Genomic DNA, 14,010 nt, shown 5'->3' with positions numbered 1-14,010 from the left:
CCCTTGAGGGCAACTCTGTGGCTCTAGTTGACTATACAGCCGAAGAAAACGACGCATGCCGTGCAAATCGTGCCGCTGATAGCCCTTTCCCTTTGCGCTCAAACCCATATCTTGCCGGGAAAACGCGCGAACACAAAAAGGCATGTCACTCATGACCAACGACCCACTTGTCGTCTTTACCCCGTCCGGCAAACGCGGGCATTTTCCTGTCGGCACGCCCATTCTGACCGCAGCCCGCCAATTGGGAGTGGATCTGGATTCGGTCTGCGGGGGCCGTGGTATCTGTTCAAAGTGTCAGATCACCCCAAGCTATGGCGAATTTCCCAAGCACGGCGTCACGGTGGCCCAGGATGCGCTGAGCGAATGGAACGCGGTCGAGCAACGTTATGACGACAAGCGCGGCCTGAAACCCGGTCGTCGTCTGGGCTGTCAGGCCTCGGTTCAGGGCGATGTCGTGATCGACGTGCCGCCGGAAAGCCAGGTGCATCGTCAGGTCGTTCGCAAGGCCGCCACTGCACGCGCCATCACCATGGATCCGGCAACGCGTCTGTATTTCGTGGTGGTGGAAGAGCCCGACATGCATTCGCCAACCGGCGATCTGGAGCGCCTTGAACGTGCGCTGCGCGAGCAATGGAAAATTGACGCGGCCACGGCGGACCTATCGCTTCTGTCCAAGCTGCAGCCGGTTCTGCGCAAAGGCAAATGGGAAGTCACTGTGGCAGTTCACAAAGGCCACAAGGACAGCGTCGCACGCATTGTCGAAATCTGGCCCGGCCTGCACGAAGGCGGGATGTATGGGCTGGCCATCGACCTCGGCTCAACTACGATTGCGGCTCATCTGACCGACCTGGAAACCGGCGAAGTCAAAGCGTCATCGGGTCTGATGAACCCGCAAATCCGCTTTGGCGAAGACCTGATGAGCCGTGTTTCATATTCCATGATGAACCCCGGCGGGGATCGGGAAATGACAAAAGCCGTGCGCGAGGCGATCAATGATCTGACCACCTCAATCGCCGAAGAAGCTGGCATTGACACCGCGCTGATCGTTGAAACGGTGTTTGTCTGCAACCCGGTCATGCACCATCTGCTGCTGGGTCTGGATCCCGTCGAGCTGGGTCAGGCGCCCTTTGCCCTGGCCACGTCCGAGTCGATGTCCCTGCCCGCACGCGAGATGGAACTGACCACCATGAACCCCCGCGCGCAGGTCTACATCTTGCCTTGCATCGCGGGCCATGTAGGCGCGGATTGTGCGGCGGTTGCCCTGTCCGAAGAACCCGGCAAATCCGAGGATTTGGTTCTGATCGTCGATGTGGGCACCAATGCCGAAATCCTGCTGGGCAACACCAGCCGCGTTCTGGCCTGTTCCTCACCTACCGGGCCTGCGTTTGAAGGCGCTCAGATCAGTTCTGGCCAGCGCGCTGCACCCGGTGCGATCGAGCGGATCGAAATAGATCCCCTTACCAAGGAACCCCGCTTTCGCATCATCGGGTCCGAGAAATGGTCGGACGAAGACGGCTTTGACCTTGATGTCGCCACCACTGGTATCACCGGCATCTGCGGCTCGGGCATTATCGAAGCTGTGGCCGAGATGCGTATGGCCGGTCTTCTGGACGAAAGCGGCCTGATCGGATCGGCCGAGCAGACTGGAACGGCCCGCTGCATTCCTGAAGGCCGCACACATGCTTACCTGATTCACGATGCCAGCGCCGAAGGTGGCCCCCGCATCACCGTCACGCAGGGCGACATCCGCGCCATCCAGCTGGCAAAATCCGCGCTATATGCCGGTGCGCGTCTGCTGATGGACGAGATGGAAGTTGACAAGGTGGATCGTGTGGTTCTGGCCGGTGCCTTTGGCGCTCATATCTCGACCAAACACGCCATGGTTCTGGGCATGATCCCTGATGCACCGCTGGACAAGGTCACCAGCGCGGGTAATGCCGCTGGTACAGGCGCGCGGATTGCGCTGTGCAATATCGGATCACGCGCTGAAATCGAACGCGTCGTGCGCGAGATCACCAAGATCGAAACCGCAATTGAGCCGAAGTTCCAGGATCATTTCGTGGCCGCCAACGCGATCCCGCACAAAACCGATCCATTCCCGGAACTGGCGCAGGTTGTCACGCTGCCCAATCCAAGCTTCAACACGGGCGGAGAAAGCGAAACAGGCGGTGGACGCCGTCGCAGACGTCGCGGTTAAACCAGCATTGGAACGACTCGCAGGTACGCCTCGGGTCGTTCCCCAAACTGGTTTCAGGTTGCGCGTCGCACCTCGCCCAGCGACGAAACGCCCATCTGCGCCATGGCAATACTCATTTCATCACTCAGCACAGACCACAGCTGCTCAAGCCCTTCTTCCCCTTCTGCCGCGATTGCAAATTGCAGGATGCGGCCGAAGAAGGCAAAATCTGCCCCGTTTGCCAACGCTTTCAAAACATCCTCGCCCGAGCGCAAACCGCTGTCGTAAAACAGCGGGTAATCCAGGCCGACGGCGTTCCGAATTTCTGGCAATACGGCAATCGGCGCTGGCGCACTGTCCAACTGGCGCCCACCGTGGCTTGAGACCTGAATGGCATCGACACCTGCCGACCTGAGGCTCAGCGCGTCCTCTGCATCCAGAACGCCCTTGACCACCAGTTTCCCGGCCCACTGGTCGCGCAGACGGGCCAAAGTCTCCCAGGTCGCCCTGGCCCGGCTTTCCCGGCGATCAAAATCATATCCGTCCATCAGGAAATTCGCCATTTCGGGCTTGCCCCGCAGCAGCGTCGACAGCGACCACCGCGGATGAAGCGCAAAATCAAGCACCTGTTTCGGACCCATTTTGAACGGCATCCTGAACCCATGGCGCAATTCGCGCGGGCGACGTCCCACTTCGGGTACGTCAACCGTCAGTACCAGCGTTTCGTACCCCGCAGCCTTTGCGCGCTCGACCAGCTTGAACGTGCCACTGCCATCGCCGCTGAAATACAGCTGAAACCAGGCATGTCCTTCTGCCTCGACAATCAGGTCTTCCAACGGGGTCGATGCGACGGTTGAGACCCCAAGCGGCACCTCGTACCGCGCCGCAAGACGTGCCAGCATCAGATCTGCACCGGGGGCCGACAGATTGCACATACCCATCGGTGCGATGCCAAACGGGCGTTGGGTCGAACCGCCAAAGACGGAACAAGCCAGCGACCTTTCACTGACATCTTTCAGAATCCGAGGGCGAAGGATCAGCGCATCCAGTGCAGCCCTGTTTCGGGCTGCGCCAACCTCGGCCCCGGCAGACCCATCGATATAGTCAAACACCATCCACGGCAGACGCCGCCGCGCCAGGCGGCGGGCGTCTTCGGAACTGTGGATAGCGCTGGATAACATCAGGCCTGTACGGCCTTCATGAACCGGTCGCGGATCACCACCGGATCCATCGTGATAACAGGCATCTTGGCATTTCCGCTTTCGCACTTAGCCACGATGATGGTCATCTGTTTCGAATCCAGCGCTTCTTGCAGCACGCGGCCGGTGTCTTCGGCCTGACATTCGATTACGCGCTCGCATCCTGCGGCTTCCGCCATTTTCGCCAGAGAGGTCTTCTGCCCGGCATACGTCGGCTGATCCCCAGTGGACCCGTACGACCCATTATCGACGATCAACAGGATATAGTTGTCCGCCACGTTGTTGGCGATGGTCGGCAAGGTACCCAGATTGGTCAGAACCGACCCGTCCCCATCGATCACGATAACCGGCTTGGGCTGCGACAAGGCCAGACCCAGACCGATGGATGAGGCCAGCCCCATCGTGCCCAGCATATAGAAATTGGTAGGCTGGTCGTCGATGGCATGCAGTTCCTGACTTGGAATGCCGATGTTACAAACAACAAGCTGATCGCGCAGGATCGGAGCGATTTCTTTCAGAATCTCAGAACGGATCATTGGTCGCCATAGCCTCCCCAGAAACTGGCATCGGTCAGAATGGCGACCGGTTTATTGCACATAAAGGTGTATTTGAGGATCGTGTCGAGCTCCTCAACATCTGACTGATGGTGGAAATGATAAGTCGGGATATTCAGCTGAGCCAGCAGCGCTTTGGTATGCACGGCCATTTCAACCTGGCAGGCAACCGGTTCGCGCAGCTCTCCGCGATAGGAAATCAGCATGGGCAAAGGCATTCGGTAAAACTGGATCAGTGTCGCCAGCGTGTTGATCGTCACACCGATTGCGGTGTTTTGCATGATGATCGCGGAACGCTTGCCGCCCATCCATGCCCCGGCGCACAGGCCCATCCCCTCGTCTTCCTTGTTGGACGGGATGTGATAGATGTCCTCTCGCTGGTCGATTTCAGCGATGACGCCTGCCAGTTGCTTGCAGGGGACGGTGGTGACGAACGAGATATCGTTGGCCACCAGATCGTCGGTTATCTTCTTGTCTATGTTCATGGTCGGGCTGTTGGTCCTGTTGGGGCGCTTGGCGCGATTAAGGAAATCAGGTTCTGCGATGCACATGTACAGCGCAGGGGGCATGACGAACAACGCGTGACGCTGTCGATCCCAGAAAGTAGTCGCTTAGATCCGGTTTATGCGAACCTATGACAATGCAGTCCACATTGTTGCTGGTCGCGTAGTCAATGATGGTGCGGGCGGTGTGCCCTTTGATGATTTCGGCTTTCACACCATCCAGCCCGTCAACTTTTTGCAACAAGGCCTGCCTCGCGCGCTCGAACCCTTCGGCTACTGCGGATTTGTCCAGATAGGCGCTGACCGATCCCTGTGGCATTTCGTAGACATGCAAGCCGATGACCTCGGCCCCGTTTTCGGACAAGGCACGCGCAATCTCCAGCGTATGCTGTGAAATGCCGTGATCCAAAGCCATCGGGACCAGAATTTTCTTGTACATGGTGGCCTCCAGTTCTGTCAGGTTTATCCCCAGGGTCTCAGGATAATCTTTGGTGCGGCTACAGAGCCAGAGCGGATATCGCGAAACGCCTGCGCGCCATCAGCCAGTGCTCGCTCATCAACCCAATTCAGTGCGCCAAGACGGCCGTCAAAGATCGCCTGGGCCGTGTCGCGGAAATCCTGCGCGGTGTAGGTGTAGGTTCCGATAAAGGTGATCTCCTGCAAGGTCATGCGACGCACGTCCAGACCTCCGGCATCTTCACCCAATCCGACATGCGCGATCACGCCACCCGGCGCGGCCAGGGTCGAAGCGACCGACCGTGTCGCGGCATATCCAACAGCATCAATGACCAACGGGAAAGACCCATTGGGCGCATCCACGAGCGCAAAACTTTCGATTTCCGCCAGATAAGCCCGGCGCAACGCGTTTGGTTCCGCGATTGTAACGTCTTCAATGCCCTGTGCCCGCAGGGCCAAGGCTGCCGCAAGGCCAATGGCCCCCCCGCCGATCACCAAGGCGCGGCGGTCCATCGCAGAATGCAGAGCCTCGATTCCCAATCTGACTGCGTGCCAGCTTACCGCCAGAGGTTCAGCCAGCGCAGCCTTGGCGAAAGAGACATCCTCGGGCACGTCGACAAGATTGCTGCCGGGCATCGAGACGTATTGCGCGAAAGCGCCTTCGCGCGGTGGCATCGAGATGATCTGACGATCCGGGCACAGATTCTCGCGACCCGTCCGACATGCCGCGCATTGGCCACAGGTTACCAGCGGGTTGATCGTCACCCGGTCACCGGCGCGGATACCATCAGCTATGACACCGGCTGCCTCGTGCCCGAGGATCAGGGGCGCTGGGCGACGTGCATCATGGCCCAGATAGGCGTGCATGTCCGATCCGCAGATGCCAACCGCCTCGACCCGGATCAGGTGTTCCGATGCGCCCGGTTCGGCATTCGGCACATCGTCAAACACCATGTGTTCAACACCTTTGTAAACCAGAGCCTTCATTTGGCAGTAAACCCTCCGTCAACCATCAGAACCTGTCCCGTGACATAGTCAGACGCCCGAGAGCATAAGAACAGGATCGGCCCGTCGATATCCTGCATCCGCCCATTGCGTCCGATACAGGTTTGCGCGGCGTTCCGTTCTGCGCGCTTGGGGTCCTCGAACACGGCCTGAGTCAGTTCGGTGGGAAAGAACCCCGGGCCGATGGCGTTGGCGTTTATGCCAAAGGGCGACCACGCCTCGGCCATGGCGCGTGTCAACTGCCCGATCCCCGCCTTGGACGCGCCATAGGCGATACCACCTGGAAAAGCGCGCGTTGTTTGTAGCGAGGCGAAATTGACAATACGCCCCCACCCCTTTTCCTTCATCGCCGGAACCATCGCCTGGCTGAGGAAGAACGGCGCGCTCAGGTTCAGGGCAAGCGTGGCATCCCACCCCTCAGGAGTAACATCAGCAGCAGCCTCACGCGTATTCACCCCAGCCGCATGGACCAGAATGTCGGGGGGGCCAAACTTGGAAGTGACGGCCTGTGTCAACGCATCTACCCCAGCGCGATCTGCAACGTCTGCAACAACCGCTGCAGCGCGCGTGCCAATCTCGGCCCGCATCTCCGCCAACGCATCACTGCGCCGGGCAACGCCGATAACACGGGCACCTGCTGCGGCAAGAGTCCGTGCCACTTGCCGCCCAAGTCCCGAGCTGGCACCGGTGATACACGCCACCCGGCCAGTCAGGTCAAACAATGAGCGCGGGTCATCCATCGGCAGTCAAGTCGAACTGCTCGTCCGGGAAGTACTTCGCAAGACGCACATCTGCTGCACGGGCGTGACCCTCCATTCCTTCTAACCGCGATATCCGCGCGGTCGCTTCGGCAATGGGCTTCGACCCTTCGCGCGTAGCCCGCTGCCACGTCACTATCTTCATGTATTTGTGGACACTCAGCCCGCCAGTATAGCTGGCCGCGCCCGAGGTTGGCAGAACATGGTTCGTACCGGTCGCCTTATCTCCGTATGACACGGTTGTTTCCTCGCCCAGAAACAGCGATCCATAACAGGTCAGTCGTTCCAGCCACCAATCTAGATCCTCAGCCTGAACCGTCAGATGCTCAGGTGCATATTCGTCGGAACAGGCGGCCATCTCTTCGCGGTTGGAACAGACGATAACCTCAGCATAATCGCGCCATGCGGCCGAGGCGTTCTCGCGGTTCAGTTCCGGCAGATCGGCGATGAGCGCAGGTACCAGTTCCATCACCTTTTGCGCAAGGTCGCGATCATCGGTGACCAGCCAGACCGGCGAGTTGTATCCGTGCTCGGCCTGACTGACCAAATCGGTGGCGACGACATGCGCATCGGCAGACTGATCGGCAAGGATCAAACTGTCGGTCGGACCTGCGATCATGTCGATACCAACCTTGCCGTACAGGATGCGCTTGGCTTCGGCCACGAACTGATTGCCGGGGCCCACAAGGATGTTGGCGCGCGGCAAACCGAACAGACCGTAAGTCATGGCGGCAACACCCTGCACGCCCCCCATGGCCAGAATGCTGTCGGACCCGCAGATATGCGCCGCATAAACGATGGCAGGCGCAACCCCTTCGCCAGGGCGCGGAGGCGAGCACGCTGTGATGTGGCGACATCCCGCAACTTTCGCGGTGGTCACTGTCATAATCGCACTGGCGATGTGGCTGTATCGCCCCCCTGGCACGTAACACCCTGCAGCATCCACTGGAATTGCCTTCTGCCCGGCGACGAAACCCGGAACGATCTCGGTCTGAACGTCAGATACGGTCGCTTTCTGCGTTTCGGCAAAGCGCCGCACATTGTCATGGGCGAAACGGATGTCGGCCTTCAGCTTTTCGGACACTTTTGCACAGGCGGCCTCAATCTCAGCCGGGGTCAGCAAGACATTCCCTTCGTACTTGTCGAACTTGGCGGCGTATTCTCTTGCCTTTGCATCACCGCCCGCCTCGATATCGGTCAGAATTGTCTTCACCGTATCATGCACCTCTGAGGCGTGTGATTGAGCCGTTAAAGTTGCCTTTTTCAGATATTCACGAGGCATGTTCAGCAGGTCCTATTGGTAGATTTCAGGTAGCAATGTTGTCGACACGGCTGGCACGTAGGCGATCAGGATCACTACGATCAGCATGGTCAATACGAAAGGCACGGCTCGGGCGGCAATCTTCAGAATGGATTCACCGGTAATGCCAGATACGACAAACAGGTTCAGCCCCAGCGGCGGGGTGATAAAACCCACTCCCAGCGCGGTGATCATCATGATGCAGAACTGGATCTCATTCATGCCGATATTGTCCGCCAGTGGTTTCAGGATAGGTGCCAGGATGACGATATTCGGCGTCGTCTCCATGACGCAGCCCGCTGCGATCAGGATGCCGATCATCAACAGGATCAGCAGAGATGGGTCGTCTGTCAGCGAGGTCACCGAAGTGACAAACCCCTGAGGAACACCCATGATCGCCAGCGCCTCGGCCAGCGGAGCCGAAAAGGCGATGATCGGCAGGATCACCCCGTTCACCTTTGCAGAGCTGACCAGCATCGACGGAAAATCCGCCAATGTCAGCGTACGCAGGATGAAGCCCATGATGATGGTGACGACAACAGCCGTGGCACCAGCCTCAGTCGGCGTAAGTCGGCCCGAAAAGATGCCATAAAAGATAATCCCCGGCACGATAAAGGCATACCAGCCAGACCTGAGCGCCTTGCCCAGATTGGCCAACCACTCCCCCATGGTCATCATGCCGCCGCCTTCGTATGCATAAAGGCGGTTCATGATGATGTTGGTGATCAGGATCGACACCAGGATAGCCAGACCCGGGATCAGGGCGGCCAGAAAAAGCGTCGATGCGGAAATACCCAGCACAAGGCCGATGATGATATAGGCGATCGAGGGCGGTATCAGAATGCCGGTGCAGGCACCGGCCGCGACCAGAGCACAGGCGTAGGGGCGCGGATACCCGCTTTCCACCAACCGGTTGATGGTCATCCTGCCAACCGCAGCAGCCCCGGCGGCGTCTGATCCCGAAATCGCGGCAAACATTCCGCAGACCAGCACCGTGGCCGATCCGAAGCCGCCCTTGGCGAAGCATGTCAAAGCCTCGGCAACATCCAGAAACTTGCGTGACAACCCCGTCCGAACCAGAACATCCCCGGTCAGGATAAACAGGGGCACGGCAGTCAGGGCAAAAGCATCGATGCCGGTAAACAGGCTCTCTCCGACAAGGCTGAGAGGAAGGTCACCGGACATGATCAGCATTACGATCGCAGCCGTTCCAATGGCCGCCCAAACCGGTACGGCCAAAGCGATCAGGGCAACAAACAGGATCACCGGCAGATAAAAATCCCAGCCCAGTTCAACAGTTTGATTGAGGGAGTTCCAAAGCATCCGGTCTCTCCTCAGTCAAACAGTTTGTCGCCTTCGAAGACGGGCGTGCCGTCGCGAAGGCATTTCAGATCGCGCAACAGGGATTGGATCAGCCGCCAGATCATCAGGGCAAACCCGGTCGGCACGGCCATCAGGAACCAAACCTTGGAAATCCGCAATCCGTCCGTAACGGAACCAAACTTGGCCGAAACGTGCACGGCTTCATACGACCAGTAGAGTGCGATGATCGCCACCAGGAACATCACCAGATCGCCGAAGATATAAAGCAGTGCCTTGGGGCGCGGCCCGACATAGTGCATGATCACATCGATCCGGATATGAGCGCGCTCTTTCACCGCGGCAGCAGCACCGATCCAAGCCAGATAGATAAAGGAATACCGCACGATTTCCTCGCCCCAGATCGAGGAATAGGCGAATATCTCGCGCCGCAGCACCTCGATGGCCATGGTGATCACCAGCATCACGTAGAACACCAGCAGCAACCAGCGTTCTGCGTTTCGGTCAATGTTCTGAAGAACGGTCATCTGATCCTCCGGCGATGGGACAGCCCAGTCCGTACCTGCCTTGACGGGCCACTGTCGGCCGCGCGGTACAAGAATCGTGGACGCCGACAGGCGCCCACGGGTTTCACCTTAGGCGTCGTGGACGTAGTATTTGCCCTGCGTACCGGCCGCTTCGACCAGCTTCTCAAAGTTGTCCATCGAACCGGCCAGTTCCGTCTTGAAAGGATCCCATTCCGAACGCTGATACCCACCGGCATCCTGCCATTCCGCCAACTGATCATCGCTGAGTGAATGGAATTCAACACCTGCCTTGTTCAGCTCGGACATGGCGTAAGCACGCGCCGATGGAACCTTGGACAAGTTCTGATGGCCAGTCATCTCGGCACCCCACATAATGCCTTCCTGCACGTCAGCAGGCATCGAGTTGAACCACTCCAGATTACAGGAATAAACCTGACTGTCCGGAACGGCCTGCGTGAAGGTCACATGGCTGAGGATGTCCTTGAAACCAAAGACATACAGTGCGCCAACTGACGGGTCGAGCGCGTCGGCAACACCCTGCTTGATCGCCGAAGGTGTTTCACCCCATGCCACAGGCGTCGGGTTGGCACCAACCATGCGATAGTATTGTTGCAGCATCTTCGAACCGGGAACGCGGAACTTGATCCCGCCCATGTCCCCCGGTGTTATGACCGCATTGCCACCCTGCCGGACTGCGACAACACGCGGATCGATGTTCACGTAGAACAGGGCCTTGAAGCCTGCCGCCTCGACCTTGGGGTGGACTTCGCTTTTCCACGTGTCCGAATGGACAAGGTTGGTGAAGCGCTGGTTCGACCCGCACAGATACGGCATGTTGATCAGGTCGACCGTGGACGCAAAAGGCGCAAAATTCGACAGCGAGTGCTGCGCGGCCTGAATGGTTCCACCCTGTACTTTCTGCACCAGCGCACCGCCCGCGCCAAGCTGACCACCGGGGGCCAATTTGACATAGACCTTGCCGTTGGTAGCATTCTGGATGTTTTCCTTCAGATCCAGCTGCATGATCGGATAGCTGCGCGACGCACCCAGCACATAGGCTGTGGCCACCGTCATAACGTGGTCTGCGGCCTTTTCGCGCTCACTTTCTTCTTTTGCGGTTTGCGCGGCAGCCTCGGAAGACCACAAAACACCCCCTGCCCCGGCAACCAATGCGGCCGTGAACGCGCCACTTGCGCTCAGCTTCAGAAAGTTGCGACGTTCTGTTGACGTCAGTTCAATCTCGTCGTTGTTCATGAATTGCCCTCCCAAGCAAAAGTTTAGCTGCCGTCTGTTGCGTTTCGGTCAGCTTCCTTTTTCAGAATCGCGACAACGAACAAAATCGACGCCGCGAACAGAACCAACATCTCTCCTACGTCACCAAGAAACGCGCGGCCTGCGAAAGCACCCAAAGCAACGTTGGCGAAATAGATCGCGAAAACGACGACAGATGCAGCAAGGACCATTTCCGGGACTCCCGTTCAGAATCGGCTCAACACCTTTGTAAGCGCTTACATCAATATTGCAAGCGCTTACATTGGTGCTTTCATCATTTGAAAAATGCGATTAACTTAAGCCAACTGGAATTGAGAGTTCGAGAATGTCAAAACATCGGTCTGCTCCGACACTGGATGACGTTGCCAAGGCCGCGGGTGTTTCGACCGCGACAGTGTCCCGGTGTCTGAACAACCCGCAACAAGTTGTTGAAGCAACGCGCAAGCGTGTCCTGTCGACGGTCGAGGAATTGGGGTACACGCCAAATTTCGCGGCCCGCGTGATGGCGGCCAAGCGGTCATTTACCATTGGCGCCATCATCCCCACCATGGAAAACGCGATATTCGCAAGGGGGTTGCAGGCGTTTCAGGAAGAGATACATCAGCGTGGTTACACGCTGCTGGTCTCCAGTTCAGCCTATGAGCCCGAAGCGGAAAAGGATCAGATCCGAACCCTGGTCGCACGGGGTGCGGATGGGCTGTTATTGATCGGTCATGACAGGGACGCAGATATTTACGATTATCTGGACAGACGGAAAGTGCCCGCGCTGGTTGCCTGGTCCTTTCTGCCGGATAAACCTGTGCCGTCAGTTGGGTTCGACAACCGCAAGGCCATGAAAGCGCTGGCAGACCAGATCATCAGACAGGGACATACGCGTCTTGCGACGATATCGGGTATCAGTTCGGGTAATGACCGGGCGCGGCTCAGGATCGCTGGGATAAAAAGCGCCATGGCTGAACACGGCCTGCAGCCGGATGACCTAATGGTGATCGAAACCACATATGAGTTCGAGAATGGCGCGACGGCATTCAGGGATCTCATGGCGACTGACATGCCGCCGACCGCAGTTTTGTGCGGAAACGATGTTCTGGCAGTCGGCGCATTGAGGCAGGCGCAGAAAATGGGGCTCCGAGTGCCCGAAGACGTGTCGATTACAGGCTTTGACGACATCGAAATCGCGCGCATTGTCAGCCCTGCCCTGACAACGGTTCACGTGCCCCACCGTGAAATGGGTCAAAAGGCTGCGCAGGAGTTGATACGAATGATCGAAACGAACTCTGCGGGCCAGTCTTTGGAGCTTTCGACCCATTTGGTCACCCGAGACTCCTTGCTTGACCGCATTCCTTAAGGCTCAGAAAGTTCGGCGATTCATTGCATGTAAAAGGCGCACCGGTCTACGATTCAGTGTGACGTTCCGCTTTCATTGACCTGAATCAAAGCACGCAATGCGACCACATAGTGAAGTACGAATATATCATCGGGCCCGACGCTCACTTGCCTGACCCCAAGCAAATTTTCCGGTGATCAGTGATTCAGTGGTGTGAAAGTTCGCTCCGTGGGCGCGGCGAACGTGCGGCGCGCTCTCCTGCCGACTACCCTCTGGCTACTCGGCACTTACCGCATGCCAGTAAATGCAAATGATCAAGGCGACGGGACCAAGCACGGAAACGTCGATGCCAACTTAAGACACGCGATGTAATCCAATTGGCGGATAGATGATGTCCATCGTTGAACAAAAGACACCAAAGCTGCGGCGGGCGCTGACGACCCCGCTGCTCACGCTCTATGGGCTTGGAGTTACTGTTGGAGCCGGAATTTACGTGCTTGTTGGTGCGACGGCCGGGATTGCGGGCCCGTATGCCGCTGTTTCGTTCCTGATTGCTGCACTTGTTGTTGCGCTGACTGCCCTGTCTTACGCAGAATTGGCAACCCGATATCCAGTGAGTGCAGGTGAAGCCGCTTATGTCGAAGCAGGGTTTCAGAAAAGCTGGATGGCCGTTCTGGTTGGTCTCGCGGTGGCCGCCTCGGGCATCATCTCGGCCTCGGCCGTGGCTATCGGGGCCGCGTCGTACCTTCAAACGCTTACAGGTTTAGGCATTTCAAGTCAGACAATCGGTGTAGTTCTGATCATGGGGCTGATCGCCCTATGGGGGATCACGCAGTCGGTAATGGTGGCGGCAGTCATTACCATCATAGAGATCAGCGGGCTACTTGTCGTTATTGGTTGGGGCCTGTCCCTTCCTGAGCCTCAGGGCTATGCGCTCACCCAGATGGTTCCCGGGCTGGACCCAAACGCCTGGAGAGGGATTTTGGCCGCTTCGCTTCTGGCGTTTTTCGCCTTCGTGGGTTTCGAGGACATGGCAAATGTCGCTGAAGAAGTTAAAGACCCCGCCGGAACAATCCCGAAAGCGATCCTGTTGACGCTTGTTCTGGCCACGGTCTTGTATCTTGGTACGTCCATGACTGTTCTGTATGTGGTGCCGATCGATGTCCTTTCGACGTCCGCCGCACCGCTGGCCCTGATTTTTACGGACGCGCCCGAGGTTATCCAGCAGGGGTTTTCGACCATTGCCATCGTAGCCACGATCAATGGTGTTCTGATCCAGATGATCATGGCATCCCGCGTGATTTACGGGCTCGCGGATCGGGATCATTTGCCTAAGTTTCTGGCTACGGTATCTCAGGTCACTCAGACGCCAACGGTAGCGACAATCATGGTCACGGCGATAATCCTGTTGCTGACCCAAACGCTTCCAATCGCCATTCTGGCCGAGCGCACGTCGCAAATTGTTCTGGGGGTCTTTGTGCTGGTCAATCTTTCACTGATCCTTTTGAAGACCCGGGCTGAAACCGATGAACCGCAGTTCCGCGTGCCACTTGTTGTTCCCCTCTTTGGGGTGGTGACCAGTTTGTTGCTTTTTGCGTCCGCGTTTCTGTAAG

Annotated in this window: 14 protein-coding genes; 3 read left to right on the top strand and 11 right to left on the bottom strand. The window is 57.9% G+C overall.

Features of this window, described 5'->3' with window-relative positions; all coding sequences use genetic code 11:
• The first annotated feature begins 151 nt into the window (after positions 1–151).
• Entirely contained in the window at positions 152–2,197 is a 2,046-nt protein-coding gene (locus ACR0EK_RS02300) for an ASKHA domain-containing protein (protein ID WP_480564698.1), read from the top strand.
• A gap of 53 nt (positions 2,198–2,250) precedes the next feature.
• Here ACR0EK_RS02300 and ACR0EK_RS02295 read toward each other — a convergent pair whose 3' ends face one another.
• The 11 genes from ACR0EK_RS02295 to ACR0EK_RS02245 all read right to left on the bottom strand — a co-directional run bounded on the left by ACR0EK_RS02295 (position 2,251) and on the right by ACR0EK_RS02245 (position 11,261).
• Entirely contained in the window at positions 2,251–3,357 is a 1,107-nt protein-coding gene (locus ACR0EK_RS02295; RefSeq protein WP_480505129.1) for an alpha-hydroxy acid oxidase, read from the bottom strand.
• A complete protein-coding gene (comE, locus tag ACR0EK_RS02290; protein WP_209503877.1) occupies positions 3,357–3,911 on the bottom strand; it encodes a sulfopyruvate decarboxylase subunit beta in 555 nt (184 codons plus the stop codon). Before comE ends, ACR0EK_RS02295 begins: the two co-directional genes overlap by 1 nt.
• Positions 3,908–4,414: a sulfopyruvate decarboxylase subunit alpha gene (gene comD, locus ACR0EK_RS02285; protein ID WP_480564695.1), complete on the bottom strand. Its 507-nt coding sequence runs from the start codon at positions 4,412–4,414 to the stop codon at positions 3,908–3,910. Before comD ends, comE begins: the two co-directional genes overlap by 4 nt.
• A 46-nt stretch (positions 4,415–4,460) precedes the next feature.
• Positions 4,461–4,871, bottom strand: coding sequence for a universal stress protein (locus ACR0EK_RS02280; protein ID WP_480564692.1), 411 nt, complete (start codon positions 4,869–4,871; stop codon positions 4,461–4,463).
• Positions 4,872–4,894: 23 nt separating this feature from the next.
• Positions 4,895–5,875, bottom strand: a complete 981-nt coding sequence (locus ACR0EK_RS02275) for an alcohol dehydrogenase catalytic domain-containing protein (RefSeq protein WP_480564689.1) — start codon at positions 5,873–5,875, stop codon at positions 4,895–4,897.
• Positions 5,872–6,633: an SDR family NAD(P)-dependent oxidoreductase gene (locus ACR0EK_RS02270; protein WP_480564686.1), complete on the bottom strand. Its 762-nt coding sequence runs from the start codon at positions 6,631–6,633 to the stop codon at positions 5,872–5,874. Before ACR0EK_RS02270 ends, ACR0EK_RS02275 begins: the two co-directional genes overlap by 4 nt.
• Positions 6,626–7,933 carry a histidinol dehydrogenase gene (gene hisD, locus ACR0EK_RS02265; protein WP_480564683.1) on the bottom strand — a complete coding sequence of 436 codons (1,308 nt, stop codon included), beginning with the start codon at positions 7,931–7,933 and terminating at the stop codon, positions 6,626–6,628. The genes ACR0EK_RS02270 and hisD overlap by 8 nt, the downstream gene beginning before the upstream one ends.
• Before the next feature lie 12 nt (positions 7,934–7,945).
• Complete coding sequence (locus tag ACR0EK_RS02260) at positions 7,946–9,274, bottom strand: TRAP transporter large permease (RefSeq protein ID WP_480564680.1); 1,329 nt, start codon at positions 9,272–9,274, stop codon at positions 7,946–7,948.
• 11 nt (positions 9,275–9,285) lie between these two features.
• Positions 9,286–9,798 (bottom strand): TRAP transporter small permease, encoded by a 513-nt coding sequence (locus tag ACR0EK_RS02255; RefSeq protein WP_209503870.1) that lies wholly within the window; start codon positions 9,796–9,798, stop codon positions 9,286–9,288.
• A gap of 108 nt (positions 9,799–9,906) precedes the next feature.
• Positions 9,907–11,052: a TRAP transporter substrate-binding protein gene (locus ACR0EK_RS02250; RefSeq protein WP_480564676.1), complete on the bottom strand. Its 1,146-nt coding sequence runs from the start codon at positions 11,050–11,052 to the stop codon at positions 9,907–9,909.
• A gap of 23 nt (positions 11,053–11,075) precedes the next feature.
• On the bottom strand, positions 11,076–11,261 hold the full coding sequence (locus ACR0EK_RS02245; RefSeq protein ID WP_267366030.1) for a hypothetical protein: 186 nt from the start codon (positions 11,259–11,261) through the stop codon (positions 11,076–11,078).
• A 134-nt stretch (positions 11,262–11,395) separates the two neighbouring features.
• Here ACR0EK_RS02245 and ACR0EK_RS02240 point away from each other — a divergent pair, with 134 nt between their 5' ends.
• Both ACR0EK_RS02240 and ACR0EK_RS02235 read left to right on the top strand, forming a co-directional pair.
• Entirely contained in the window at positions 11,396–12,418 is a 1,023-nt protein-coding gene (locus ACR0EK_RS02240) for a LacI family DNA-binding transcriptional regulator (RefSeq protein WP_480485585.1), read from the top strand.
• 370 nt (positions 12,419–12,788) lie between these two features.
• The gene (locus tag ACR0EK_RS02235) at positions 12,789–14,009 is read left to right on the top strand and encodes an APC family permease (RefSeq protein WP_480564673.1); all 1,221 of its coding nucleotides are present in this window, start codon (positions 12,789–12,791) and stop codon (positions 14,007–14,009) included.
• Position 14,010: the final 1 nt, after the last annotated feature.

The organism is Ruegeria sp. AE4 (assembly GCF_056542185.1).
This window is presented reverse-complemented; position numbering and strand designations above follow the sequence as displayed.

Coding starts and splice junctions, on each gene's coding strand:
- ACR0EK_RS02300 (WP_480564698.1), top strand. CDS start 152: ATGACCAACGACCCACTTGTCGTCTTTACCCCGTCCGGCAAACGCGGG.
- ACR0EK_RS02295 (WP_480505129.1), bottom strand. CDS start 3,357: ATGTTATCCAGCGCTATCCACAGTTCCGAAGACGCCCGCCGCCTGGCG.
- comE (WP_209503877.1), bottom strand. CDS start 3,911: ATGATCCGTTCTGAGATTCTGAAAGAAATCGCTCCGATCCTGCGCGAT.
- comD (WP_480564695.1), bottom strand. CDS start 4,414: ATGAACATAGACAAGAAGATAACCGACGATCTGGTGGCCAACGATATC.
- ACR0EK_RS02280 (WP_480564692.1), bottom strand. CDS start 4,871: ATGTACAAGAAAATTCTGGTCCCGATGGCTTTGGATCACGGCATTTCA.
- ACR0EK_RS02275 (WP_480564689.1), bottom strand. CDS start 5,875: ATGAAGGCTCTGGTTTACAAAGGTGTTGAACACATGGTGTTTGACGAT.
- ACR0EK_RS02270 (WP_480564686.1), bottom strand. CDS start 6,633: ATGGATGACCCGCGCTCATTGTTTGACCTGACTGGCCGGGTGGCGTGT.
- hisD (WP_480564683.1), bottom strand. CDS start 7,933: ATGCCTCGTGAATATCTGAAAAAGGCAACTTTAACGGCTCAATCACAC.
- ACR0EK_RS02260 (WP_480564680.1), bottom strand. CDS start 9,274: ATGCTTTGGAACTCCCTCAATCAAACTGTTGAACTGGGCTGGGATTTT.
- ACR0EK_RS02255 (WP_209503870.1), bottom strand. CDS start 9,798: ATGACCGTTCTTCAGAACATTGACCGAAACGCAGAACGCTGGTTGCTG.
- ACR0EK_RS02250 (WP_480564676.1), bottom strand. CDS start 11,052: ATGAACAACGACGAGATTGAACTGACGTCAACAGAACGTCGCAACTTT.
- ACR0EK_RS02245 (WP_267366030.1), bottom strand. CDS start 11,261: ATGGTCCTTGCTGCATCTGTCGTCGTTTTCGCGATCTATTTCGCCAAC.
- ACR0EK_RS02240 (WP_480485585.1), top strand. CDS start 11,396: ATGTCAAAACATCGGTCTGCTCCGACACTGGATGACGTTGCCAAGGCC.
- ACR0EK_RS02235 (WP_480564673.1), top strand. CDS start 12,789: ATGTCCATCGTTGAACAAAAGACACCAAAGCTGCGGCGGGCGCTGACG.